The organism is Arthrobacter sp. MMS18-M83, from assembly GCF_026683955.1.
Lineage (GTDB): Bacteria > Actinomycetota > Actinomycetes > Actinomycetales > Micrococcaceae > Arthrobacter.
Map to the genome: position 1 here is coordinate 4,316,700 of NZ_CP113343.1, position 23,180 is coordinate 4,339,879.

The window sequence follows — 23,180 nt, forward strand, 5'->3', positions numbered from 1 at the left end:
TTTAGATGTATAGAGGTTGCCGAAGGGCGGCGCCACAAAAGCCGGGAGTTTCACATGACCATCACATCCAGCCAGGATCTCCTTCCTGCCGAACTCACCATGGGTACCGTCATGCTCAAGGTGGGGGACATGAAGCTCATGAGCGACTACTACCAGCGGGCCCTCGGGCTGGACGTCGTCGCCGAACAGGACGGCGGACTCTACTTCGGCAGGCTCGGAAAGCCGCTGGTGCACTTGGCCCCGGCCTCCGGACTCCGGATCCCGGGCCGCGGAGAAGCTGGACTCTTCCACACAGCTTTGCTCTTCGAGGACCAGTCCTCGCTTGCCGCCACCGTTGCCTCCGCCGCGCAGTACGAGCCCCACGCATTCGTCGGCAGTGCCGACCACCTGGTCAGTGAGGCCTTCTACTTCACCGATCCCGAGGGCAACGGCATCGAGCTCTACTATGACAAGCCCCGCGAAGGGTGGGAATGGAACGGCAGTTCGGTTGTCATGGACAGCCTGCCCCTCCCGCCGCAGCGCTACCTCCAGCAGTACCTTAGCGAAGCAGCGGTGACCGGCCAGCATGAGGCAGGCGCCGGCGTCGGGCACGTCCACCTCCAAGTGGGCGACGTGCAGACCGCCCACGATTTCTACGTCGACACCTTGGGCTTCGAGAAGACCGCCGGCTGGCACGGACAGGCGTTGTTCGTCTCCGCAGGCGGCTACCACCACCACATGGCGATGAATGTCTGGAACAGCCGTGGCGCGGGCCCCCGCAAGGACACGCTGGGTCTCGGCGAGGTCGTGATCGAAGTGCCGTCAGGGGACGACGTCGGCGCGCTTGCCGACCGCCTCAAGGTTGCCGGTATTGCGGCCCACCACACGGGGTTGGAGTTGCGCTTCGAGGACCCATGGCGGAACCGGCTGCGGGTCGCTGTCCGCTAGCGTCCAACTTGCTCCCCAACCTCGCGCCGCTCTGCCGTTAGACTTGGGGCTGACGGCGTGGCTCATACTTTTAGGCCACGCCGCAGCTCCGTCGGCACGAATGAATGAGGGTAGTTTCCATGGGCTTTGCTGAAATCTTTGTTGCCACCCACGATGAAGCACTCAAGAGGGCCGCTGCCCTGGAGAAGGGCAGTGACGTTTCCGGGGCCGCGGTACGGATCCCGGGAATCAGCGATTTCGAGGTAGAACAGCTTGGCGACTTGGCAGGCACTGCCGTGCATGCGGGCGGCGCTGACTACGAGCTGGCCCTGGTGGATGTGACCAGTGACGCGCTGCTGGGTGTTCCCGAAGCCATGGTGCGGGCGTTGTCCGAACTTCTCAGCTACGAGACTGAGGGCGAAGGAAGCGTCCTGGACGACGTCGCCGAGCGCTGGGCAGCCCAAGAGGATATGCCCTTCGATGCCCAGCAGTCCCGCCTTTATGTCCAGCAGTTGGCGGCACTCGCCAGCGACGTCGAAAAGGCCGAGCGCACTGGTCTTTACGTCTGGTCAGCCGAGCAGTAATTCCGCAGGAAACCCGCCACACGGGCATGTAGTTCGAAATACCGTCGGCCATCTGGCACAATGGACAGGTACTCGATCCGCGCGGCCCCTCTCTCCGTGTGTGCATCTTGTCCTTCGAACCCTCAAGTATGGCCCGCCCCACGGGTGCAGAACGACGGGTTCAACCCCGTTTCAGAAACAGGAGTGACCACAAAAGTGGCCGTAAAGATTCGCCTTAAGCGCTTCGGTAAGATGCGCGCACCGTACTACCGCATCGTCGTCATGGACTCCCGCTCCAAGCGCGATGGCCGTGCGATCGAAGAGATCGGCAAGTACCACCCCACCGAAGAGCCCTCGTACATCGAGGTCGCCTCCGAGCGTGCACAGTACTGGCTGTCCGTCGGCGCCCAGCCGACCGAGCAGGTTGCTGCGATCCTCAAGATCACCGGTGACTGGCAGAAGTTCAAGGGTCTCCCGGGCCAGGAAGGCACGCTGAAGACCAAGGTCGCCAAGCCTGCTTTCGTTGCTCCGGAGAAGGGTTCCGTCATCATTCCGGAAGCCATCACCAAGAAGGCCAAGCAGTCGGAAGCAACTGAAGCTCCCGCTGACGCTGAAGCAGAGACCACCGAGGCTGAGTAAATTGCTGGCAGAAGCGCTCGAGCACCTGGTCCGTGGGATCGTTGACAGTCCTGAGGATGTCAAGGTCAGTGCCAAGAACAACCGCCGCGGGGAATCCCTCGAGGTACGTGTTCACCAGGACGACCTCGGACGGGTAATCGGACGCCAGGGCCGTACCGCACGCGCTTTGCGCACGGTGATTGCGGCATTGGCAGGCGGCGAGCAGGTCAGGGTCGACGTCGTCGACACCGACCGTCGCCGGTAACGCGCCCAGCAATACTTGTCTTAGATCCGGCCCCTTCACCAGATTATGGTGGAGGGGCCGGATTGTTTTACGACCAAACTCCAGCATTGGTCCCGAATCCGGTCCCAGCGAAGAAATCAGAGGAATCCCATGCAGCTCCAGGTTGCCCGAATCGGCAAGCCCCACGGAATCCGCGGCGAAGTCACCGTTCAGGTGCTCACTGACGCGCCCGGCGATCGTTTTGTCCCCGGGACCGAATTCGTTGTGGAGCCAGCAAAAGTCGGTCCTTTGACCATCAGCAGCGCGCGGTGGAACAAAGACATCCTCCTGCTCGGATTCGAGGGGATCTCCACCCGCAACCAGGCAGAGGAAATCCGCGGCGCAAAGCTCTTCATCGAGACGGAAGAACTGGACGAGGACGACGACGAGGGCTGGTACGAGCACGAACTCGTCGGCCTTGAAGTCCGTGTCGGCTCCCAGACCGTGGGCAAAGTGACCGCACTCAACACCATGCCTGTCCAGGACCTGTTGGTTATTGAAGACGCCGATGGCAAGGAAATCCTGGTGCCCTTCGTCGAAGAGATCGTGCCCGAGGTCAACGTCGAGCACGGCTACGTGCTGCTTACGCCTCCGCCGGGCCTCTTCGAGCTGAACACGGACTCATCCGCCGCCGACGATGCCGAGGACACCGAAGACAAGGGCGATGCCTAGATGCGCATAGACGTCGTCAGCATCTTTCCGGAGTACCTGGCGCCCCTTGAACTTTCCCTCATAGGCAAGGCTCGCCAGGATGGCCTTCTGGAACTGAAGGTCCATGACCTACGGACCTTCACCACGGACAAGCACCGCACCGTGGACGACACTCCTTACGGTGGCGGGGCAGGAATGGTCATGAAGCCCGAGCCTTGGGCCCAAGCCTTGGAGTCCATTGCCGTTGCGCGGCTTGCTGCAGGCGAACGTGCCGCGGCTGAAGGGGATCCTTCGCAGGACGAGTCCGCGAAGAAGCCGGTCCTGATTGTCCCGTCGCCAGCGGGGGAGCGCTTCAACCAATCCCTTGCCTACGAGCTCGCCGAAGAGGAACAGCTCGTTTTCGCCTGCGGCCGCTATGAAGGAATCGACGAACGCGTCATGGAGTGGGCAGCCGAACACTTCACGGTCCGTCCGGTCAGCCTGGGTGACTACGTGCTCAACGGCGGCGAGGTCGCAGTCCTGGCCATGGTCGAGGCGATCGGGCGGTTGCTTCCAGGCGTCGTCGGGAACCCCGAATCCCTGGTGGAGGAATCCCATTCGGACGGCCTGTTGGAATACCCGGTCTATACGAAGCCCTCGTCATGGCGCGATCGTGACGTGCCTGCCGTCCTCTTGAGTGGCAATCACGGCAAGATCGCCCAGTGGCGTCGCCACGAGCAGTTCCGCCGCACGGCGGAACGCCGCCCGGATCTGCTGGCAGGGTTCGACGCCGGCCGCCTGACCCGCGCGGACCGCACGGCTTTCGGGGAACTGGGGTACGACGTCGTCAACGGCCGGTTGCGGCACCGCCCCGACGACGACGGCCCGGCCTGAGCCTGCCGCCGTCGGGCAGTGCTCGCCGCGACTGGACCAGAAAAACCGGACCGCGTCCGCGGGATTGGCTGGAACTCCCGGGGTATGGCAGAATTAACCCTTGTGTCTACTGGGTTCGCGCCTGCCACAGGGGGAGCGTAGCCAACAGCCTGACAACCCGGGACCACCAATCAGTGGTGGTCTTGGACTTTGAAAATCTTCGGCGGTAATTTCCGGACGGCCATGCGCCCCGGGCTTGCCCGCCGTGACCCAAAGTGGATGACCTGTGGCGTTCACCAGGAGTGGATTAATGCATATCCTCGATAACGTAGATGCAGCTTCGCTGCGTAACGATGTTCCCGAATTCCGCGCGGGTGACACCATCAAGGTTCACGTGAACATCATCGAAGGCAAGAACTCCCGCGTCCAGGTTTTCCAGGGCTTCGTCCTGGGCCGCCAGGGTGACGGCGTTCGCGAAACCTTCACCGTCCGCAAGGTCTCCTTCGGTGTCGGCGTAGAGCGTACCTTCCCGGTGCACTCCCCGATCATCGACAAGATCGAGGTCGTCACCAAGGGCGACGTCCGCCGCGCCAAGCTCTACTACATGCGTGCACTGCGCGGTAAGGCTGCGAAGATCAAGGAAAAGCGCGACTTCGCCACCGGCAAGTAGGTCTTCGACCAAAAGCGGGTCCTGGATTCGTGTCCGGCCTGCGCCGGAGAAATCCGCAACGCAACAGGAACGAATCATGGACCACGCAAAACGCCAGCCCCGGAAACAGGGCTGGCGTTTTGTTTTGCTCGCACTTGTCCTGGCCGTGGCCATCAGCGGGCTTGTCCGATCCTTATGGGTCGACGTCTACTTCATCCCCTCCGAGTCCATGGAGCCGCTCCTGGGCACCGGAGACCGCATCCTTGTGTCCCGGACTGATTTTTCCGCAGATCCCATCCGCCGCGGAGACATCGTCGTCTTCGACGGCAGGGGCACTTTTGCCCCGCTCAACAGCGGCAAAGGACCATTTGCCGACGCCGTGGCCGCCGTGGGCCATTGGCTGGGATTGTCGGGAAGTGACTCCACTTACGTCAAGCGAGTCATCGGACTTCCCGGAGACCACGTTGTCTGTTGCGGCGCCGATGGCAAACTCACAGTGAACGGTCAGCCGCTTGAGGAACGCTATCTGTATCCCGGCGACACGCCGAGCGAGCAGAAATTCGACGTCATCGTCCCGGGTGACCGATTGTGGCTCATGGGGGACCACCGTTCACGATCGGCCGATTCGCGTAGTCTTCTGGGCGCACCCGGTGGAGGAATGGTGCCGCTGGAGCGTGTCGTCGGCCGTCCGGTCCGGATCATCTGGCCGCTTGATAGATTTGCAGAACTGCCTCGCCCTGCGCAGGCCGGTACAACCTCGAAGAACGGACAGTAGATGCCGGAGACAACTCCCGGGAAGCCAGAACGGCACGACGACGACGCCAGGCTCCTGGACGGACCGTCCGCTCCCGCCAGGGAGCTTGCAGGGGACGACGCCGGCCCGGCCTCCTCAGTGCCGACGGTCCAAGCGGCGGCGCTGCCGGATGGACAGGAGTCTCCTCGAAGGGCTGCGCGGCGGGCCGCCGATGAAACCGATGAGTCCGATGCCGTCGCCAAGACCCACGGCAGTCCGTTCCTCAGTTGGCTCAAGGAAATCGGCACCGTAGTGGTCATCGCCGTCGTGTTGTCCTTCCTGATCAAGACATTCCTGTTCCGTGCTTTCTTCATCCCCTCAGAGTCCATGGTCAACACCCTCGACGTTGACGATCGGATCTTCGTCAACCTGCTCGTCCCGAAGCCGTTTGCGCTGGAACGTGGCGACGTAGTGGTCTTCAAGGACGCTCAGGGATGGCTGCCGCCCACGCAGAAGGCGGCGCCCGGCCCCTTCAAGTGGTTCCAGGATGGCCTGGTCTTTGTCGGCCTGCTCCCGGATGAGACCAATCAGCACCTCGTCAAGCGTGTGATCGGCCTGCCAGGGGACAGGGTCTCGTGTTGTGACAATTCCGCCAGGGTCAGCGTCAACGGCACGGTTCTCAACGAAAGCTACATCAACCCGGCCCAGGTTCCGATGGCGAAGTCTTTCGATGTGGTGGTCCCGGAGGGGAAAATTTGGGTTATGGGCGATAATCGCAATAACTCGGCAGACTCTCGCGAACACCAAGCAGTCAATGGCGGGTTCATCAACATCGCCGACGTGGAGGGCAAAGCCACCGTTATTGCCTGGCCCGTCAACCGTTGGCAGATCCTCGACAATCACTCCGAGGTCTTCCGAACTGTCCCCTCGTCGTCGCCACAGAACACGGCTTCGCCCACGGCTCCAGCGAGCAAATGATGGCGCCTCTGGGGACCAGGCCGGCCGCGCCCGCTGGAAAGCGGCAGGCTGCCGGTCCGGGGAAGACAACGGCGAAGACAGCGGGGACCAAACCCAAACAGCCTGCCGGCTTTCCGACCCTCGAGGTCGAACGGGGCTTCCTGGCTCAGGGAGTCACGCTCCTGGCCGGCGTCGATGAAGTAGGCCGCGGAGCCCTCGCCGGTCCTGTGTCGGTGGGGATCGCCGTCGTCGACCTCCGGGACCACGGTCTGCTCGCCGATGTCCGCGACAGCAAGCTGCTCAAACCCGAAGACCGTGAGCGCTTGGAACCGCTGGTGCGCGAATGGGCGGTTTGCTCCGCAGTAGGCCACGCAAGTTCGGCGGAGATCGATGCGCTGGGAATTGTGGGTGCCCTGCGCCTTGCCGGAACACGCGCCTGGTTCGAGATCCTCGCTGCGGGCGTACGTCCGGACTTGGTCCTGCTCGACGGGAGCCACAACTGGCTCTCTCCGCAAAGCCAAGGTTCGTTGTTCGACGCCGAGCCTTCGGGACCCGTCTGTGAGGCCCCGGTGCACACCCGCGTGAAGGCGGACATGAGCTGTCTCAGCGTGGCAGCCGCCAGCGTGCTGGCCAAAGTAGCCAGGGACCGCATCATGCTTGATCTCCACGAGGAATATCCGGCCTTCGGTTGGAACGAGAACAAGGGCTACGGCACGTCCTCGCACCGGGAAGCCATCCGTTCCTTGGGGCCTACGCGGTACCACCGGACCAGTTGGAACCTGCTCTAGCGGTCGCTTTTCCCTGTGGCGGACGCTGGCCTTGCCAGCGTTGCGGCGTGTGCCCGCTCCATGGTGCAAGATGGAACTATGAGTGCCGAGGATCTTGAGAACTACGAAACCGACATGGAGCTTCAGCTCTACCGCGAATACCGTGATGTCGTCGGGTTGTTCAGCTACGTTGTCGAGACCGAGCGCCGGTTCTATCTGGCAAACCACGTCGACCTGCAAGCCCGCAGTGCCGACGGCGAGGTCTATTTTGACCTGACGCTCCAAGATGCCTGGGTTTGGGACGTCTACCGTTCGGCCCGTTTCGTCAAGAACGTCCGGGTGATCACGTTCAAGGACGTCAACGTCGAAGAACTGCCGCGGAGCGAGGAACTTTCCTTGCCGAAGGACGGCGACCTAGGTGATCTCGGCAACCTGGGCAACTAGGAAAGCTCGCCAACTTCTCCTCCACACCATCCTTCTGACGGAGTTTCCCACATAGCCAAACTCCTCCCTGTCTTTGGTCTCTCCGCGCCTCCACGCTGGTAACGGAGGTGGTTATGAAAGCCAAAGACCTATTGGGCCAGCACGGTGAAACACTGGCAGCCAGGTTCCTTGAAACCCAGGGGATGCGAATTGTTGACCGCAATTGGAGATGCCCGGAGGGCGAGATCGACATTGTGGCGCTCGACGGCGACATCTTGGTCATTGCCGAGGTGAAAACCCGGAAGAACTTGGCCTACGGGCATCCTTTCGAAGCCGTTGATGCTGCCAAGCTTGCACGGCTGCACCGCTTGGCCTCGTCATGGTGCCGCGACCACGAGCTGCGCGCCTTGCGTCGCCGGGTGGACGTCGTAGGAGTCATCGACGACGGCATAGGAGAACCAAAGCTGGAACACCTCAGGGGTGTGGGCTAGATGGGCGTGGGCCGAAGCTACTCCGTGGCGCTGCTGGGCCTCAACGGCTACATCGTGGAGGTCGAGGCGGACATTGGGCAGACCCTCCCGAACTTCGTGATCCTGGGGTTGCCCGATGCGTCCTTGAACGAAGCCAAGGAGCGTATTCGCTCCGCCGCCCAGAATTCCGGCATCCCCCTGAGTCGTCGAAAGATCACTGCCAATCTGATTCCGGCCTCGTTGCCGAAGCGCGGTTCGGGGTTCGACCTCGCGATCACCATGGCAGTACTGCGGGCTGCCGGTGACATCCGCTCCACCGAAGATACGGTCTTCATCTCGGAGTTGGGACTGGACGGCAGATTGAGGCCGGTTCGCGGCATCCTGCCGGCAGTCATGGCTGCTGTGCAGGCGGGACACCGTGAGATTGTGGTGGCTCAAGCGAACGTCGCAGAAGCGAAGCTGGTTCCTGGGGCCGTGGTTCGTGGCTACAAGACCTTGGCCCGTCTGGCCTTTGATTTCGGGGCCGATCCCCAGGACCTGGCCCTCGACTACGATCCTGCGGATGGTGAAGCCAGTGGAGACGGCAATCGAGGCGCCGGAGTTGTTCCAGACCTTTGCGATGTCTCTGGCCAAGGCGATGCGCGCCGCGCCCTCGAAGTTGCGGCGGCCGGGGCACACCATGTGCTGCTGTGCGGCCCACCCGGTGCCGGCAAGACCATGCTCGCGGAGCGGCTCCCGGGACTCTTGCCGGATCTCGGCGACCAGGAAGCCATGGAAGTCACCGCCATCCACTCGCTCTCGGCTGTCCACGTTGACTCGGTGCAGCTGTTGCGCCGCCCGCCTTTTGAGAACCCCCACCATAGTGCGACCGCTGCAGCCATCATCGGCGGTGGCTCTGGCCTGCCACGGCCTGGAGCGGCATCCCGAGCCCATCGTGGCGTCTTGTTCCTTGACGAGGCGCCCGAGTACGAACGCCGCGTTCTGGACGCCCTGCGGCAACCGTTGGAGAGTGGTGAACTTGTCATCCACCGCTCGGCCGGTACCGCGGCGTACCCTGCCCGTTTCCAACTGGTCCTTGCAGCGAATCCTTGCCCGTGCGGAAAAGCCACCGGCAAGGGCGTCGATTGCACCTGCACTCCAGTGATGCGGCGGCGCTACTTCGGGCGCATGTCAGGACCGCTATTGGACAGGGTGGACATCCAGCTTCAAGTGGAACGCGTATCCCTCGCAGACTTTGGCCAATCCGGCGCGGAGGAGGACACAGCTACTGTCGCAGGGAGAGTCCATGCCGCCCGGTCACGGCAACGCGAACGCCTGGCGAGATTCGGGATGGAAACCAACTCGCAGGTTCCCGGGCGTGTACTGCGCGGCGAACTACGCCTCCCTTCCTCGACCACGAAGATTCTGGACACCTCCCTGGAGCGTGGAATCCTCACCGCGAGAGGCTACGACCGCGTCCTGCGCTTGGCGTGGACGCTTGCGGATCTAGGCCACCGGGACCGGCCCCACAACGACGACATCGGGCAGGCCCTTGGCTTGCGGCAGGCGGTTGCGGCCGCATGAAAGGACAAGCCATGACTGAGAACCACCCGCAGCCGCTATCCGAAACGCCTCCCTCGGACACCGCTCTGTCCTTGCCTGGAACCGGAAGCCCGGACCGGTCGACAGAACGCCTGGCCCGGGCAGCGCTGTCGAGGCTGATGGAGCCACAAGACGCGGCCGGACTCGCGTTGGTGCGCGCCGCGGGAGCCGTCGATGCTCTCAGGATAGCGACCGGTGGGCTCGCGCCTGGTCCCGAGCTTGAGCAGGAAGTGGCTTCTTTGCTCGACGACAACGGGGTTTCCCCATCGGGGGCCGGATTGGCTCCCGCTTTGCGTCGGTGGGCGCCAAGAATCCCGGATCTGGCACCCGAACGGGATCTTTCAACGATGAAGCGCCTTGGTGGCCGCATGATCATCCCCGGCGACCCGATGTGGCCATCTCAGTTGGCCGACCTTGGCCTGCATGAACCGTTGTGCTTGTGGTGGCGTGGACACGAATTGGAGTTTCCACCCGTGCAGCGGGTGGTTGCGCTTGTCGGCTCACGGGACAGCACGAGTTACGGGGCCTCAGTAACGGGGGACTTCGCGTACGGGCTGGGCCAGCGCGGCTATACCGTCGTATCGGGAGGTGCATACGGAATAGATGCCCATGCCCATCGGGGGGCGCTGACCGGGGGTACCAACCACATGCCGACCATCGCAGTGATGGCTGGGGGAGTGGACAGGTACTACCCGTCCGGGAATGAGGATTTGCTGCGGGCCGTGGCAAACCAAGGTTCGGTCATCGCAGAGGTTCCCCCCGGGTCGGCGCCTACCCGCTACCGGTTCCTGCAGCGCAACAGAATTATCGCCGCCTTGGCGGGTGTGACGGTTGTGGTGGAGGCACGCTGGCGTTCGGGCGCGCTGAATACTGCCCATCATGCCGAATCTATAGGCAGGGCCGTCGCAGCGGTTCCGGGATCCGTCCACAGTGCCAACTCGGCGGGCTGCCACCGGCTCCTGAGGGACGGCGGGGCTGTTTGCGTCACGGATATAGGCGAGATTGCCGAACTGACGGGGTCCAGCGGTGAAGCGCTCGCCGAGGACAAGGAAACGGATCCTTCCGACCATGATGGTCTCACGCTTGAGGACCTTATCCTGCTGGATGCCTTACCAGTCCGTTCAACTAGCTCTGTGGAGAAGCTCGCCGTGGTTGCGGGACTCAGCCCGGAGGCGGTGCGGGCAGGGCTCGGACGGCTGGGATTGCTGGGACTGGCAGCATCGGTGCGCGGCGCCTGGAAGAGGTCAGGGAAGCGGGGGTGAGCAAACGGTTGAGGCGGTGCGGGGCGGTGCGGGGCTGAGCGGGATCCAGCCCACCTGGATCCGCCTCTCGGTCCGGAACGTGGCGATGCCGCCCTCGCAGCCCCCCGGCTGGCACAGTGGAGAGGTGCAAGAAAAACCGCTCCCCGCAGCACTCGCGGGGTCTGTTCAGGACTTCCGGCGTTATTTGGAGGGCGAACGGGCCAGATCGGCTCACACTGTGAGGGCGTACATCGCAGATGTCGAGAACTTACTGGGCTTTGCCGCCTCGGAGGGCGCGGGGGAGCTCGCGGCTCTGGAACTTGGCACTCTACGTCGCTGGTTGGGTGCACAGAGCGAAGCTGGCAGGTCGAGAGCGACTCTGGCCCGGCATGCCGCCACGGCCCGGGCATTTACCTCTTGGGCTTTGAGGGAGGAACTGATTGCATCGGACCCGGCCCTTCGACTCCAAGCCCCCAAACGAGATCGCACTCTCCCCGGAGTGCTTCACCAACAGCAAGTCGCCAGGATCTTCGAAAACCTCAGCGAGGCGGCCGAGGATGGTTCCCCGATGCCGCTGCGTAACCGTGCCGTCGTCGAACTCCTCTACGCCACGGGAATCCGCGTCGGCGAACTGGCCGGCCTCGACATCGACGATCTCGACCCTGATCGTCGGACCCTTCGCGTGCTCGGCAAAGGCAATAAGGAACGTACTGTCCCTTACGGGGTCCCGGCTGCGCTCGCCGTCGACGACTGGCTCCGTCGCGGCCGTCCGCGGCTGGTTACCGAGCGGAGCGGGCCGGCGTTGTTTCTCAGTTCGAGGGGCAACCGGATGGACCAACGCCAGGCACGCAGCGTGGTCAATGACCTCCTGGCGGCGCTTGGGGATACCGCGGCAACAGGGCCCCACGCCCTGCGCCACACAGCTGCCACCCATTTGCTCGACGGCGGTGCGGATCTGCGCGCAGTTCAGGAGATACTTGGACACAGTAGTCTCGCAACAACCCAGATTTACACGCACGTGTCGGTGGACCGGCTCCGCAAGAGCTATCAACAGGCGCATCCTCGTGCCTAAAAGAACGCCGTCTGGACAAACCCTGCCGCGGTATGAAGAGGCCTTGCGGAGGCGAAATCGGTGTGTCCGGGAATCGCACTGGCGTAATTCCGGTCCGTACGGCAAAATGAAAGCAATGTCGGGGAACTTTCAACTTAAACTTGAACGTTTTTCCGCTGTGGAAAAAATCATAGAAAGCTAGGGAAACCGGAACAGCGCGGCACGCGCGCAGCAAACTTTTCATCCAGGCAGAGGTCGTTGGGGAAGACGTACCTACAGCTATGGAGGATGGAATGTCTGTTGCAACAACCCGCGGTGTCTTGTTTGTGCACTCGGCCCCTACCGCGTTGTGCCCTCACGTTGAGTGGGCCATCGGATCGGTCGTTGACAAGCGGACCGATCTAGAGTGGACCCCTCAGCCGGCCGCGCCCGGAATGTTCCGCGCCGAATTGTCGTGGGCAGGAGTCCCGGGAACCGGCGCGCAACTGGCGTCGGCCTTGCGTGGATGGGCGCACCTTCGCTACGAAGTCACCGAGGAGCCCAGCCAAGGCGTGGACGGTGCTCGTTGGTCCCACACGCCCGAGCTCGGCATTTTCCATGCCGTCACGGATGTACACGGCAACATCATGGTGACCGAGGACCGCATTCGCTACGCCTATGAGTCGGCAGCGGGGGACCCTGCGGCCGTGTATCACGAGCTTTCCTTGGCGCTCGGCGAGGCTTGGGACGAAGAACTCGAACCTTTCCGTCACGCCGCCGAAGGCGCACCTGTCCGCTGGCTCCACCAGGTCGGCTAAGCCCCGCCGGTAAGCCCCGCGGCCCAAGCGCCGGCGCGAAGGAGCAAAGACAGCATTTCCATAGCAAAGAGGAGGGCCCCACGGTGGTGGGGCCCTCCTCTTTGCACCGATTGTGCGCCGAACTGGCAGGAAGCGGTCAGACGTTGCGGACGGCGATGACGGCGTTGTGGCCGCCGAAGCCGAAGGAGTTGCTCAACGCAACGATGTCACCGGCAGGCAGCTTGCGAGCTGAAGTGACGACGTCGAGCGGGATCTCCGGATCCTGGTTTTCGAGGTTGATGGTCAACGGAGCCTGGCGTTCGTAGACCGCGAGCACCGTCAGTACGGCCTCCACGGCCCCTGAAGCACCCAACAGGTGGCCCATCTGGGACTTGGTGGCAGAGACCGCCACATTGTCGACGTGCGCGCCCAGGGCGGCACGGAGCGCCGTGTACTCGGGCTTGTCGCCCACCGGCGTTGACGTGGCGTGGGCATTGACGTGCACTACATCCTCGGGCTGGATCCGGCCATCGAACATGGCAGCCTTCAAAGCGCGGATAGCGCCCAGGCCCTCCGGGTCCGGAGCAGTGATGTGGTAAGCGTCGGCCGTGACCGACGTACCGGCGAGCTCAGCGTAGATGCGCGCACCGCGGGCGATGGCGTGTTCTTCGGCTTCCAGGACCAGGGCGCCCGCGCCTTCACCCATGACAAAGCCGTCGCGGTCGCGGTCGTATGGCCGCGAAGCGTGCTCGGGATCGTCATTACGACGGGAGAGCGCCTGCATCGAGGAGAACGCTGCAAGGGGCATCGGGTGGATGGCGGCTTCTGCGCCACCACAGACAACGACGTCGGCCTTGCCCGAGCGGATGAGCTCGAGGCCGAGATGCATTGCTTCGGTGCCGGACGCGCAAGCAGAAACGGGGGTGTGCGCACCGGCGCGGGCGCCAAGGTCAAGGCTGACTGCAGCGGCCACGCCGTTCGGCATGAGCATGGGGACCGTCATGGGCAGTACCCGGCGGGGGCCCTTTTCCTTCAGGGTGTCCCAAGCGTCCAGGAGCGTCCAGACGCCGCCGATGCCGGTGGCGAAAGCCACAGCAAGGCGATCGTGGTCGATTTCGGTGATGCCGGAATCTGCCCAAGCTTCGCGTGCTGCGATGACGCCGAACTGCGTGGACGGATCCATGCGCTTGGCTTCAACGCGGCTCAGAACCTCGAGTGCCGGCGTCGAGCACCGGGCGGCAAAGTGGACCGGAAGGTCATACTTGGCAACCCACTCGTCCTCGAGTGTGTGGGCACCGGAGACCCCTTTGAGCGCGTTCTTCCACATCGTGGGGACGTCGCCGCCGATGGGCGTTGTGGCGCCCAGACCGGTTATGACTACTTTGCGTGCCATGCGATCACTCTCTGTCGGATCAGCCAACCCAAGTGCTGTTCTCATTGGGGCGGCAGGAAAAAACTCTGGGAGATAAAGCAGCTGTGCCGGGCTTCGGATGCAACAGGGCGCACCCGAAGTCCGGCACAGTTGAGGCCAGGCTAGGCCTGTGCGTTCGAGATGAAGTTGACGGCGTCGCCGACGGTCTTCAGGTTCTTGACCTCTTCGTCCGGAATGCGGACGCCGAACTTCTCTTCAGCGTTGACCACGATTGTCATCATGGAGATGGAGTCGATGTCCAGGTCCTCGGTGAAGGACTTGTCCAGTTCGACGGCGTCGGTGGCGAGGCCGGTCTCTTCGTTCACGATTTCAGCCAGGCCGGCCAGGATTTCTTCGTTGCTAGCCATTGTTGGCTCCTTTTCTTGTTGTGCCGGCTGCTGCCGGAAATGGGGGCAAACCGCGGATACGGTTTGGGTTTCAAAGAACTATTCAATTGGGGTGAAGCTGTCCAAACTACGGAAGAACGACTACCTGGGCACCAAAGACCAAGCCGGCACCGAATCCGATCTGCAGGGCGAGGCCGCCGCTGAGTCCAGGGTTCTCTTGCAAAAGACGGTGCGTGGCCAGCGGAATGGAAGCGGCAGAGGTGTTGCCGGCATCCGCGATATCGCGCGCAACCAGAACGGTCTCAGGGAGCTTGAGTTTCTTGACCATTTCATCGATGATCCGCATGTTCGCTTGGTGGGGGACGAAGGCCGCAAGATCCGAGGCTTCTATCCCGGCGGCGTCGAGGGCTTGCTGGGCAACCTTCGCCATTTCCCAGACAGCCCAGCGGAAGACCGTCTGGCCGTCCTGGCGAAGCGTCGGCCAAACATCCTGTGCTGCGGAAATAATGGCCTGATCATCGGATTCATCCGAATGGCGGGCAGTCTCGCCAAGAGTGCGGACCTCGTCGAGGGAATGCGTCATGCCGATCGCGTTCCACTTGCTTCCATCCGACCCCCAGACGGAAGGGGCAATGCCGGGCGTATCGGACGGACCGATGACCACTGCGCCGGCTCCATCGCCGAGAAGGAAGGAGATGGTTCGCTCGTGGTTGTCGATGACGTCCGAGAGCTTTTCGGCTCCTACCACCAAAACGTATTCCGCCGCGCCCGAGCGGACCAGGGCATCGCCTTGGGCAATGCCGTAGCAGTAGCCCGCGCAAGCCGCGGAGATGTCATACGCCGGTGCCGGGGTTGCGCCCAGGCGGTCGGTGAGGGCGGCAGCTGCGGACGGCGTGGCGTACGGGTGCGTGACCGTGGAAACGATCACGGCGCCCAGCTGCGAAGCCTCGATGCCCGCCCGCTTGAGTGCCTCGCGGGCAGCTCCCTCGGCCATATCGATGACGCTGACGCTGGCAGCTGCACGGTGACGGGTCACGATTCCGGTGCGCTGGCGGATCCATTCATCCGAGGAGTCGATCCACTGGCAGACGTCGTCATTGGTGACGATGATGTCAGGGCGGTATGCCCCGATGCCTACGATGCGTGAATAATCGCGGGCCGGTGCCTGCTTGAGTACGGGGACGCTCATGCTCCTCCCTCCAGTTCCGCGAAAAGGGCAAGTGCCGCGGACAAGTCGTCCGGGGTTTTGACAGCAACGGTTTTGACGCCTGGCATGCCGCGCTTGGCGAGCCCCGCAAGGGTGCCGGCCGGCGCCAGTTCGATGAGTCCCGTGACACCTCGCTGAACCAGGTTCTCCATGCAGAGATCCCAGCGCACCGGGCGTGAGACCTGGGCGATCAGGCTTTCGACGGCGGCGCCGCCGTCCGTGACTTCCTGGCCGTCGAAGTTCGAGAGCAAGGGAACCGTGGGGGCCTGCGGCCTGAGCGAAGGCCGGAGTGCTTCAAGCGCGTTCACGGCCGGGGCCATGTGGGAGGTGTGGAACGCCCCGGCGACCTTCAGCGGGATGACCCTGGCCTTGGCCGGCGGGTTGTCAGCGAGGGCCTGGAGTTGTTCGAACGTGCCCGCGGCAACGGTTTGTCCGGCGCCGTTGACGTTCGCGGGAGTTGCGCCCGCGGCCGCAATCGCAGAAAGAACCTCAGCCGGGTCCCCGCCGACGACGGCGCTCATCCCGGTGGGGGTGACGGCGGCAGCGGCTGCCATGTTGTTGGCACGCTCGCGGACGAACGTCATGGCTTCTTCCTCGCTGAGGACCCCCGCAAGTGCCGCGGCAGTGATCTCACCGACCGAGTGCCCGGCCAAAACGATCGGAAGGGTGCTGAGTTCGACGTCGAACAGCGACTTCGCCGCCACAAGCCCTGCGGCGACGATCAAGGGCTGCGCGATCGCGGTGTCCTTGATGGTTTCCTCATCGGAGGTGGTGCCGTGGGCTTTGAGGTCGATGCCTGCGATTTCGCTCAGGGAGGCCAAATGGCCTTCTACGGAAGGGAGCTCCAGCCAAGGGGCCAAAAATCCAGGGGTCTGGGAGCCCTGTCCAGGGCAGACGATTGCAAGCACGTAACCAGCTTTCCAAATTGCCGCGCGAACTACTGGTGTTTGCGTACACCAAGCTCACTGGGTCAGTTTGTAGGAAGTCTACAACGGTTCAACCCGCGGATCGGGTACCGTGACGCTCCGACGTCGCCTTCGGCTGAGCCGAAAGCCTGCCCACAACCAGGGCAGTTTGGAGCACAAAAGCCTCCCGGGGCAAGAGTGGATCCCACCCCGTGACGTCGCAGACGCGCTTGAGACGATACCGCACCGTATTCGCATGGACGAACAACTCGCGGGCCGTTGCTTCGAGGGAATGGCCGAGTTCCAAATAGGTGCCCAGTGTCTCAACGAGCCCGTTGGACGCGGCAAGCAGCGGCCGGTAGATGTTCTTGATGAGGGAACGGCGCGCGGCGTCGTCGCCGGAAACTACGCGTTCCGGGAGCAGGTCGTCGGCGGCTACCGGTCGAGGAGCCGAGGGCCAGGCTTTGGCCGCCGTGAGCCCGGCAAAGGCTGCTTGCGCAGAGCTGCTCGCCTCCAGCAGGGAGCCCGCCTCCGGTCCATACACCACCGCGCCCGGGGCGAACAGTTCGCTCAGCTTCAAATAGGCGGTATCCCGGTCATGCACACCACCCAGAATAAGGATGAGTCGATCGCCCTGGATGCCAACCAAGGCATCCTCGGCGTAGCGTCCGGCCGTCCGGCGCAACTCGCTCACATAGCTTGCGCTTGGTTCCGACGGCGAGTTTCCCACCATCACGGTGAAGCGTTCCTGGGCCTTCCAGCCCAGGGCCGCAATGCGTGAGCGAAGGGCGTCGGTGTTCTCGCCGCGGAGGATGGCGTCGACAATCAGGGCCTCGAGCCGGGTGTCCCAGGAACCGCGCGATTCCGCGGCCCGGGCGTAGACGTCCGCGGCCGCGAAGGCAACCTCCCGTGAATAGCGCAGGACCGCTTCGCGCAAGGATGGCTGGTCGGCTTCGGGTGCGATCACAGGCACCTGATCCTCAACTACCTCAACCACGATCCGGATCAACTGGAGGGCTTTTTGCAGGCTGATGGAGCGAGTCAGCTCGGTGGGAGCATTTCCGAAGACATCCGTCAGGATCCACGACGGCGAACTGGGCCGTTCGTACCAGGTCACGAAAGCCGCGATTCCGTTTTGGGCGACCAAGCCCAGCGCTGAACGTTCGTCGGAGCTCAACCGGCTGTACCAGGGCAGTGATTTCTCGAGCTTGCGCATGGTGGTGGTGGACAGTTGCCCCACATTGGCGCGGAGGCGCTTCAGGGTCTCCGCCTTTTCGGGCGTTAACGCGCGCGCAGCCGCTTTGCGTTTCGCGGGGGTTTGAATCGGCTCTGCCATTCCTTGAGCATACGGCGCATCATCCACAAGCTCCATTTGTGCGAAGGCTACAACTGCGTTTGGTGTGGGTCACGCCAGTGGCCGGGCTGCGCAGCGCCGTGCGGAGATTGTTAAAGCCCGACGGCGGCCCGCACCTTCCGGTGTGGACCGCCGTCGTGGCCTAGTGACTTTGATTCGCTTCGCTCGAGGCTTAGCTTTCGCCGCCTGCACCGCCGGTGGTTCCGGCGTTGACATCGAAAAGACGGTATTTCTCGATTGCCTGGGCCGGAGCCTGGGCGTCCACTTCGCCGCGGCGGGCGAGCAACTGCAGGGCTTTCACGACGATGGAGTGGGTGTCGTTTTTGAAGTAGCGTCGGGCGGCTTGGCGGGTGTCGGAGAAGCCGAAGCCGTCGGCGCCGAGGGAGGCGAATTCGTTGGGGATGAATTGGCGGATCTGGTCCGGGACGGCTTTCATGTAGTCGGTGACGGCGATGACGGGTCCGGTGGCGCCGGCGAGTTGCCGGGCGACGAAGGGGGTGCGGGGTTGTTCGCCGGGGTTGAGGAAGGCGTGTTCTTCGGCGGCGAGTCCGTCGCGTCGGAGTTCGTTCCAGGAGGTCACGGACCAGACGTCGGCGGAGACTCCCCAGTCGCCGGCGAGGATTTTCTGGGCTTCCAGGGCCCAGGGGACGGAGACGCCCGAGGCCAGGATCTGCGCGCGGGGCCCGTCGGTTTTCGCCGGGGCGAGCAGGTAGATGCCTTTGAGGAGGCCTTCGGTGTCGAGGTTTTCCGGTTCCGCGGGCTGGGTGATGGGTTCGTTGTACACGGTGAGGTAGTACATGAGGTTCCGGTCCTCGGAGTGTTCCCCGTACATGCGTTGGAGTCCGTCGCGGATGATGTGGCCGATTTCGTAGCCGTAGGCGGGGTCGTAGGTGCGGACGGCGGGATTGGTGGAGGCCAGGATGGGGGAGTGGCCGTCGGCGTGTTGGAGTCCTTCGCCGGTGAGGGTGGTCCGTCCTGCGGTGGCGCCGATGATGAAGCCGCGGGTCATCTGGTCCGCGGCGGCCCAGAAGGCGTCGCCGGTGCGTTGGAAGCCGAACATGGAGTAGAACACGTAGATCGGCACGAGGGGTTCGCCGTGGGTGGCGTAGGCGGTGCCGGCGGCGGTGAACGCGGCGACGGCGCCGGCTTCGTTGATGCCGGGGTGGATGAGCTGGCCCAGGGGGGATTCCTTGTAGGCCAGGACGAGGTCCCGGTCCACGGAGAGGTAGTTCTGGCCCTTGGGGTTGTAGATCTTCGCGGTGGGGAAGAACGCGTCCATGCCGAAGGTGCGGGACTCGTCCGGGACGACCGGGACGAAGCGGGCGCCGAAGTTCTTGTCCCGCATGAGGTCCTTCAGGAGCCTCACGAAGGCCATGGTGGTGGCGGCCTGCTGTTTGCCGGAGCCGCGCTTGGCGGCCTCGTAGGATTTCTCCTCGGGCAGCACCACGGGGGTGTGGGTGGAGCGGCGTTCGGGCACGGGCCCGCCCAGGGCCGCGCGGCGGTCCATCATGTACCGGATTTCCGGGGCGTCCATGCCGGGGTGGTAGTACGGGGGCCGGTACAGGTCCGTGTCCAGTTGTTCGTCGGTGATGGGGATGCGCAGGTGGTCACGGAAGGCCTTGAGGTCTGCCATGGTGAGTTTCTTCATCTGGTGGGTCGCGTTGCGGCCCTCGAAGTGGGGTCCGAGCCCGTAGCCCTTGACGGTCTTGGCCAGGATCACGGTGGGTTTGCCCTTGAACTCGGACGCGGCCTTGTACGCGGCGTAGACCTTGCGGTAGTCGTGGCCGCCGCGTTTGAGGCCCCAGATCTGGTTGTCGTCCAGGTCCGCGACCAGGTCCTTGGTGGCCGGGGTCTTCCCGAAGAAGTGTTCACGCACGAACCCGCCGGACTCGGCCTTGTAGGTCTGGTAGTCCCCGTCCACGGTCTCGTTCATGATCTTCACCAGGGACCCGTCGGTGTCCCGGGCCAGCAGATCATCCCATTCCCGGCCCCAGACGACCTTGATGACGTTCCAGCCCGCGCCGCGGAAGAACGCCTCCAGTTCCTGCATGATCTTCCCGTTGCCCCGCACGGGCCCGTCCAGGCGCTGGAGGTTGCAGTTGATCACGAAGTTCAGGTTGTCCAGGTTCTCGTTCGCGGCGAGCTGGAGCAGGCCGCGGGACTCGGGCTCGTCCATTTCCCCGTCGCCCAAAAACGCCCAGACCTGCTGGCCGGAGGTGTCCTTCAGGCCCCGGTCGTGCAGGTAACGGTTGGACTGGGCCTGGTAGATCGCGTTCATCGGGCCGATGCCCATGGACACGGTCGGGAATTCCCAGAACGCGGGCATCAGGCGCGGGTGCGGGTAGGAGGAGAGGGCATGGCCCTCCTTGGACTTTTCCTGCCGGAACCCGTCCAGGTCCTCCTCGGAAAGCCGGCCCTCCATGAACGCCCTCGCGTACATCCCCGGGGACGCGTGTCCCTGGAAGAAGACCTGGTCCCCGCCCGAAGGGTGGTCCTTGCCGCGGAAGAAATGGTTGAATCCGACCTCGTACAGCGTCGCGGCCCCGGCATAGGTCGAGATGTGCCCGCCCACCCCGATGTCCGCCCGCTGCGCCCGGTGCACCATCACGGCCGCGTTCCAGCGCATGTACGCCCGGTACCGGCGCTCGAACTCCTCGTTGCCAGGGAACACCGGCTCCTGGTCCGCCGGGATCGTGTTCACGTAATCGGTGGTCGTCACCATCGGCACCCCTACCGACTGGGACCCCGCCCGCTGAAGCAGGCTGCGCATGATGAACTGCGCCCGCTCCGTGCCCTGCTCCCTGATCAACGCATCCAAAGACTCAACCCACTCGGCAGTCTCTTCCGGATCACGATCAGGCAGCTGGGAAGTCAACCCGCTAAGGATGTGTGAGGTCTCTTCTCCTGCAGCCACGTCCAACCTCTCTTTTGGCGCATTCATCGTCGCCTCAGGTCCGGCAGGGTAACTGCCCGTCATGAACGCGGCGTGTGCGACATATCGGTTACAACAGCCCGGTCATGTGCGCCGGGCAGGTTCTCTTGAGCTCTAGCTGCGCTATTCGCGGCGGGCGGTTGCCCTGCAGCCAAAGTCTTCACTGGCCACTGTAGCTTTGTACGAGCCGCGATGCGTAGCCGTGCTGCCGCGAAGGCGTTGTATGTCACACTCAAGCTGTTACATCGTATGCAGGAGTAGCTGTAGTCACAGCTGTTGCCCCGGCTGCGGGCGTGGCTGGGGCGCGGAATATGGTGGAACGCGGGACAATGGCTTGAAGCCCACGCCCAAAGGGTGTTGGCTTGTAGTAATCGAAATCACTTCAAGAGGAGGAAACGTGAGCGAGGCCGACGCCGCCACATCGGTAAATGTGGCGGAAAGATTGGGTTTCAAAGATGGGGATCTGATTCAGGAACTCGGTTACGACGATGACGTCGATTTCGATTTGCGTGATGACATTGAGGAACTCACTGGTTCCGAACTGCTCGATGAAGACGATCACGAGGTAGTGGATGCCGTCATTTTCTGGTGGCGCGACGGCGACGGGGACCTTGTCGACGCGCTCGTGGACGCACTGACCACCCTGGGTGAGGGCGGAGTGGTTTGGGTTCTGACCCCTAAGTCTGGCCGGGACAACTACGTTTCGCCTTCGGACATTCAGGACGCTGCCCCGACTGCGGGATTGCACTGCACTACGTCCGCAGGCGTCTCCAAGGACTGGAGCGCTACTCGGCTGGTGGCACGCAAGAAGAACAAGTGACGCACACCAAGTTGGACCGTGCCGGGTTGCGTCCCGGAGTTCCGGTTGTAGGGCAGGAAGCCCCGGATTTTGAATTGGTAAACCAGTTTGGGGAGCCAGTTCGCTTGTCTGGACTTCGCGGCCGCAACGTGGTGATTGTCTTCTATCCCTTCGCCTTCTCCGGAATCTGCACAGGGGAACTGTGTGAGATCCGTGACAATCTCGGTATTTTCGAACACGCCAACGCCACCGTTCTTGGAATATCGGTTGACAGTAAGTTTGCTTTGAGGGCCTACGCGGAAAAGGAACGTTACGAGTTCGACCTCCTGGCCGACTTCTGGCCGCACGGGGCAGTTGCCGAAAAGTATGGGGTGTTTGACTCCGCTACTGGCATGTCCTTGCGGGGCACGTTCATCATTGATGCCGCGGGCATTGTCCGTTATGTAGTCGTCAACCCGCGTGGCCAAGCACGGGATCTAGCGGAATATCGCGAGGCATTGTCCGCACTGGGCCAGGCCTAGCGCCTATGAGCACCCAACGGCCCGGCGTCGGAATGACTGGCTTTGCCATTCTGCCGCCGGCCGACACCGTTGCATTGGACGCGTATGAGCTCGAAGCGCTCAGCCAAGCCGCGAGGATTCTCGGCGGCAAACGGCTCGCTGTTCTGACGGGTGCCGGCCTGAGTACAGACTCCGGAATCCCTGACTACCGGGGTCCGGGAGCTGCGCCACGGAATCCCATGACCTTCCAGGAGTTCATCGGAAGCTCCGCCAACCGGCGCAGATACTGGGCGAGGAACCACCTTGGATGGTCCCACCTCCGGCATGCGGACCCGAATGCCGGGCATGCCGCCGTCGCGCTCCTCGAGCGCCGCGGGCTGATCACCGGACTCATCACGCAAAACGTAGACCGGCTGCACGAGGACGCAGGCAGCGTGAACGTCGTGGACCTGCACGGCCGCTACGATCGCGTGATTTGCCTTGACGGGGGACACGTCTTCACGCGAAGGCTCGTCGCGTCGATCCTTGAGGAGATCAATCCAGGATTTCTGGAGGCCGCCCAAGCTTCCGGCGTCGTGGAAATGGCGCCCGACGCTGATGCCACAGTGGAGGATCCCGAGCTCATCCGATCGTTCGTCGTCGCCGTTTGCCCCGTTTGCGGAGGAACGCTCAAGCCCGACTTCGTGTACTTCGGCGAAAATGTGCCAAAGGATCGGGTGCTGCGTGCCTATTCCATGGTGGACGAGGCCGGGGCCCTGTTGGTGGCGGGGTCTTCTTTGACGGTCATGAGCGGGTTGAGGTTCGTGAGGCATGCGGCCAAACTCGGTAAGCCGGTGGTGATCATCAACAGAGGAGCGACCCGCGGGGACGGGTTCGCGAGCCTCAAAGTGGATGCCGGGGTCAGCGGTGCTCTAGCGTGGCTTGCGGCCGAACTTCCCGATCTATTGCCCCCGGATTCGCGGATTAGTGTTCCGGGCGAATGATCCGGTAGAGTACATGTTCGTTGGTTGAAGCGCCCAAGGCGTTGAAATCAGTGTTTGGGTCTTTAGCTCAGCTGGTAGAGCGCCACGTTTACACCGTGGATGTCATCGGTTCGATCCCGGTAGGACCCACCAAAACGTCGTCGCTCAAACCGACGATGTTTCCGGGTTGAGGTCCAGATCCCAGCATTGCCTGGTGTCTGGCGACGGCGAGGCGTTCGACG

General features: G+C 63.3%; 25 protein-coding genes and 1 tRNA gene. 20 read left to right on the forward strand and 6 right to left on the reverse strand.

Annotated features, from left to right (window positions below; genetic code table 11):
* The first annotated feature begins 54 nt into the window (after positions 1-54).
* The 16 genes from OW521_RS20355 to OW521_RS20430 all read left to right on the forward strand — a co-directional run bounded on the left by OW521_RS20355 (position 55) and on the right by OW521_RS20430 (position 12,542).
* Positions 55-927 (forward strand): VOC family protein, encoded by an 873-nt coding sequence (locus OW521_RS20355; protein WP_268021333.1) that lies wholly within the window; start codon positions 55-57, stop codon positions 925-927.
* Positions 928-1,046: 119 nt separating this feature from the next.
* Entirely contained in the window at positions 1,047-1,490 is a 444-nt protein-coding gene (locus OW521_RS20360) for a hypothetical protein (protein WP_268021334.1), read from the forward strand.
* A 195-nt stretch (positions 1,491-1,685) separates the two neighbouring features.
* Complete coding sequence (gene rpsP, locus OW521_RS20365) at positions 1,686-2,108, forward strand: 30S ribosomal protein S16 (protein ID WP_184737373.1); 423 nt, start codon at positions 1,686-1,688, stop codon at positions 2,106-2,108.
* A gap of 1 nt (position 2,109) precedes the next feature.
* Entirely contained in the window at positions 2,110-2,352 is a 243-nt protein-coding gene (locus OW521_RS20370) for an RNA-binding protein (RefSeq protein ID WP_028267532.1), read from the forward strand.
* Between the two features lie 129 nt (positions 2,353-2,481).
* Positions 2,482-3,042: a ribosome maturation factor RimM gene (rimM, locus tag OW521_RS20375; RefSeq protein WP_268021335.1), complete on the forward strand. Its 561-nt coding sequence runs from the start codon at positions 2,482-2,484 to the stop codon at positions 3,040-3,042.
* Positions 3,043-3,894, forward strand: coding sequence for a tRNA (guanosine(37)-N1)-methyltransferase TrmD (gene trmD / locus OW521_RS20380; RefSeq protein WP_268021336.1), 852 nt, complete (start codon positions 3,043-3,045; stop codon positions 3,892-3,894).
* A 289-nt stretch (positions 3,895-4,183) separates the two neighbouring features.
* On the forward strand, positions 4,184-4,543 hold the full coding sequence (gene rplS / locus OW521_RS20385) for a 50S ribosomal protein L19 (protein ID WP_234752061.1): 360 nt from the start codon (positions 4,184-4,186) through the stop codon (positions 4,541-4,543).
* Between the two features lie 76 nt (positions 4,544-4,619).
* Positions 4,620-5,297, forward strand: coding sequence for a signal peptidase I (lepB, locus tag OW521_RS20390; RefSeq protein ID WP_268021337.1), 678 nt, complete (start codon positions 4,620-4,622; stop codon positions 5,295-5,297).
* Positions 5,298-6,233: a signal peptidase I gene (gene lepB / locus OW521_RS20395; protein ID WP_268021338.1), complete on the forward strand. Its 936-nt coding sequence runs from the start codon at positions 5,298-5,300 to the stop codon at positions 6,231-6,233.
* Positions 6,233-7,000, forward strand: a complete 768-nt coding sequence (locus OW521_RS20400; protein ID WP_442781283.1) for a ribonuclease HII — start codon at positions 6,233-6,235, stop codon at positions 6,998-7,000. Before lepB (OW521_RS20395) ends, OW521_RS20400 begins: the two co-directional genes overlap by 1 nt.
* Positions 7,001-7,078: 78 nt before the next feature.
* Positions 7,079-7,423: a DUF2469 domain-containing protein gene (locus OW521_RS20405; protein WP_059387678.1), complete on the forward strand. Its 345-nt coding sequence runs from the start codon at positions 7,079-7,081 to the stop codon at positions 7,421-7,423.
* Between the two features lie 113 nt (positions 7,424-7,536).
* Positions 7,537-7,893: a YraN family protein gene (locus OW521_RS20410; RefSeq protein WP_268021340.1), complete on the forward strand. Its 357-nt coding sequence runs from the start codon at positions 7,537-7,539 to the stop codon at positions 7,891-7,893.
* Positions 7,894-9,435: a YifB family Mg chelatase-like AAA ATPase gene (locus tag OW521_RS20415; RefSeq protein ID WP_268021341.1), complete on the forward strand. Its 1,542-nt coding sequence runs from the start codon at positions 7,894-7,896 to the stop codon at positions 9,433-9,435.
* Positions 9,436-9,572: 137 nt separating this feature from the next.
* Positions 9,573-10,715 (forward strand): DNA-processing protein DprA, encoded by a 1,143-nt coding sequence (dprA, locus tag OW521_RS20420; RefSeq protein WP_268026020.1) that lies wholly within the window; start codon positions 9,573-9,575, stop codon positions 10,713-10,715.
* Between the two features lie 85 nt (positions 10,716-10,800).
* Positions 10,801-11,766 (forward strand): tyrosine recombinase XerC, encoded by a 966-nt coding sequence (locus OW521_RS20425; RefSeq protein WP_442781284.1) that lies wholly within the window; start codon positions 10,801-10,803, stop codon positions 11,764-11,766.
* A 272-nt stretch (positions 11,767-12,038) separates the two neighbouring features.
* Complete coding sequence (locus OW521_RS20430) at positions 12,039-12,542, forward strand: DUF3145 domain-containing protein (protein WP_265980849.1); 504 nt, start codon at positions 12,039-12,041, stop codon at positions 12,540-12,542.
* A 136-nt stretch (positions 12,543-12,678) separates the two neighbouring features.
* On the opposite strand, the gene fabF is transcribed toward OW521_RS20430, so the two are convergent.
* The 6 genes from fabF to aceE all read right to left on the reverse strand — a co-directional run bounded on the left by fabF (position 12,679) and on the right by aceE (position 20,686).
* The gene (gene fabF, locus OW521_RS20435; protein WP_268021343.1) at positions 12,679-13,914 is read right to left on the reverse strand and encodes a beta-ketoacyl-ACP synthase II; all 1,236 of its coding nucleotides are present in this window, start codon (positions 13,912-13,914) and stop codon (positions 12,679-12,681) included.
* Between the two features lie 140 nt (positions 13,915-14,054).
* Positions 14,055-14,300 carry an acyl carrier protein gene (locus OW521_RS20440; protein WP_184737393.1) on the reverse strand — a complete coding sequence of 82 codons (246 nt, stop codon included), beginning with the start codon at positions 14,298-14,300 and terminating at the stop codon, positions 14,055-14,057.
* 106 nt (positions 14,301-14,406) lie between these two features.
* On the reverse strand, positions 14,407-15,468 hold the full coding sequence (locus OW521_RS20445; protein WP_268021344.1) for a beta-ketoacyl-ACP synthase III: 1,062 nt from the start codon (positions 15,466-15,468) through the stop codon (positions 14,407-14,409).
* Positions 15,465-16,394, reverse strand: coding sequence for an ACP S-malonyltransferase (locus OW521_RS20450; RefSeq protein ID WP_268021345.1), 930 nt, complete (start codon positions 16,392-16,394; stop codon positions 15,465-15,467). Before OW521_RS20450 ends, OW521_RS20445 begins: the two co-directional genes overlap by 4 nt.
* Before the next feature lie 88 nt (positions 16,395-16,482).
* A complete protein-coding gene (locus OW521_RS20455) occupies positions 16,483-17,727 on the reverse strand; it encodes a PucR family transcriptional regulator (protein ID WP_268021346.1) in 1,245 nt (414 codons plus the stop codon).
* A gap of 190 nt (positions 17,728-17,917) precedes the next feature.
* Positions 17,918-20,686, reverse strand: coding sequence for a pyruvate dehydrogenase (acetyl-transferring), homodimeric type (gene aceE / locus OW521_RS20460; protein WP_268021347.1), 2,769 nt, complete (start codon positions 20,684-20,686; stop codon positions 17,918-17,920).
* A gap of 388 nt (positions 20,687-21,074) precedes the next feature.
* Between aceE and OW521_RS20465 the strand changes: the two genes are divergently transcribed.
* The 4 genes from OW521_RS20465 (at position 21,075) to OW521_RS20480 (ending at position 23,091) form a co-directional block, all read left to right on the forward strand.
* The gene (locus OW521_RS20465) at positions 21,075-21,497 is read left to right on the forward strand and encodes a DUF3052 domain-containing protein (protein ID WP_268021348.1); all 423 of its coding nucleotides are present in this window, start codon (positions 21,075-21,077) and stop codon (positions 21,495-21,497) included.
* Complete coding sequence (locus OW521_RS20470; RefSeq protein WP_442781182.1) at positions 21,494-21,997, forward strand: peroxiredoxin; 504 nt, start codon at positions 21,494-21,496, stop codon at positions 21,995-21,997. The genes OW521_RS20465 and OW521_RS20470 overlap by 4 nt, the downstream gene beginning before the upstream one ends.
* Positions 21,998-22,002: 5 nt before the next feature.
* Positions 22,003-22,959: an NAD-dependent protein deacetylase gene (locus tag OW521_RS20475; RefSeq protein WP_268021349.1), complete on the forward strand. Its 957-nt coding sequence runs from the start codon at positions 22,003-22,005 to the stop codon at positions 22,957-22,959.
* A 56-nt stretch (positions 22,960-23,015) separates the two neighbouring features.
* A tRNA-Val gene (locus tag OW521_RS20480) sits at positions 23,016-23,091 on the forward strand.
* Positions 23,092-23,180 lie beyond the last annotated feature (89 nt).

What these genes read in the sequence shown, in the direction of transcription:
- OW521_RS20355 (WP_268021333.1), top strand. Translation starts at nt 55, where the DNA reads ATGACCATCACATCCAGCCAGGATCTCCTTCCTGCCGAACTCACCATG.
- OW521_RS20360 (WP_268021334.1), top strand. Translation starts at nt 1,047, where the DNA reads ATGGGCTTTGCTGAAATCTTTGTTGCCACCCACGATGAAGCACTCAAG.
- rimM (WP_268021335.1), top strand. Translation starts at nt 2,482, where the DNA reads ATGCAGCTCCAGGTTGCCCGAATCGGCAAGCCCCACGGAATCCGCGGC.
- trmD (WP_268021336.1), top strand. Translation starts at nt 3,043, where the DNA reads ATGCGCATAGACGTCGTCAGCATCTTTCCGGAGTACCTGGCGCCCCTT.
- rplS (WP_234752061.1), top strand. Translation starts at nt 4,184, where the DNA reads ATGCATATCCTCGATAACGTAGATGCAGCTTCGCTGCGTAACGATGTT.
- lepB (WP_268021337.1), top strand. Translation starts at nt 4,620, where the DNA reads ATGGACCACGCAAAACGCCAGCCCCGGAAACAGGGCTGGCGTTTTGTT.
- lepB (WP_268021338.1), top strand. Translation starts at nt 5,298, where the DNA reads ATGCCGGAGACAACTCCCGGGAAGCCAGAACGGCACGACGACGACGCC.
- OW521_RS20400 (WP_442781283.1), top strand. Translation starts at nt 6,233, where the DNA reads ATGGCGCCTCTGGGGACCAGGCCGGCCGCGCCCGCTGGAAAGCGGCAG.
- OW521_RS20405 (WP_059387678.1), top strand. Translation starts at nt 7,079, where the DNA reads ATGAGTGCCGAGGATCTTGAGAACTACGAAACCGACATGGAGCTTCAG.
- OW521_RS20410 (WP_268021340.1), top strand. Translation starts at nt 7,537, where the DNA reads ATGAAAGCCAAAGACCTATTGGGCCAGCACGGTGAAACACTGGCAGCC.
- OW521_RS20415 (WP_268021341.1), top strand. Translation starts at nt 7,894, where the DNA reads ATGGGCGTGGGCCGAAGCTACTCCGTGGCGCTGCTGGGCCTCAACGGC.
- dprA (WP_268026020.1), top strand. Translation starts at nt 9,573, where the DNA reads ATGGAGCCACAAGACGCGGCCGGACTCGCGTTGGTGCGCGCCGCGGGA.
- OW521_RS20425 (WP_442781284.1), top strand. Translation starts at nt 10,801, where the DNA reads ATGCCGCCCTCGCAGCCCCCCGGCTGGCACAGTGGAGAGGTGCAAGAA.
- OW521_RS20430 (WP_265980849.1), top strand. Translation starts at nt 12,039, where the DNA reads ATGTCTGTTGCAACAACCCGCGGTGTCTTGTTTGTGCACTCGGCCCCT.
- fabF (WP_268021343.1), bottom strand. Translation starts at nt 13,914, where the DNA reads ATGGCACGCAAAGTAGTCATAACCGGTCTGGGCGCCACAACGCCCATC.
- OW521_RS20440 (WP_184737393.1), bottom strand. Translation starts at nt 14,300, where the DNA reads ATGGCTAGCAACGAAGAAATCCTGGCCGGCCTGGCTGAAATCGTGAAC.
- OW521_RS20445 (WP_268021344.1), bottom strand. Translation starts at nt 15,468, where the DNA reads ATGAGCGTCCCCGTACTCAAGCAGGCACCGGCCCGCGATTATTCACGC.
- OW521_RS20455 (WP_268021346.1), bottom strand. Translation starts at nt 17,727, where the DNA reads ATGGCAGAGCCGATTCAAACCCCCGCGAAACGCAAAGCGGCTGCGCGC.
- aceE (WP_268021347.1), bottom strand. Translation starts at nt 20,686, where the DNA reads ATGAATGCGCCAAAAGAGAGGTTGGACGTGGCTGCAGGAGAAGAGACC.
- OW521_RS20475 (WP_268021349.1), top strand. Translation starts at nt 22,003, where the DNA reads ATGAGCACCCAACGGCCCGGCGTCGGAATGACTGGCTTTGCCATTCTG.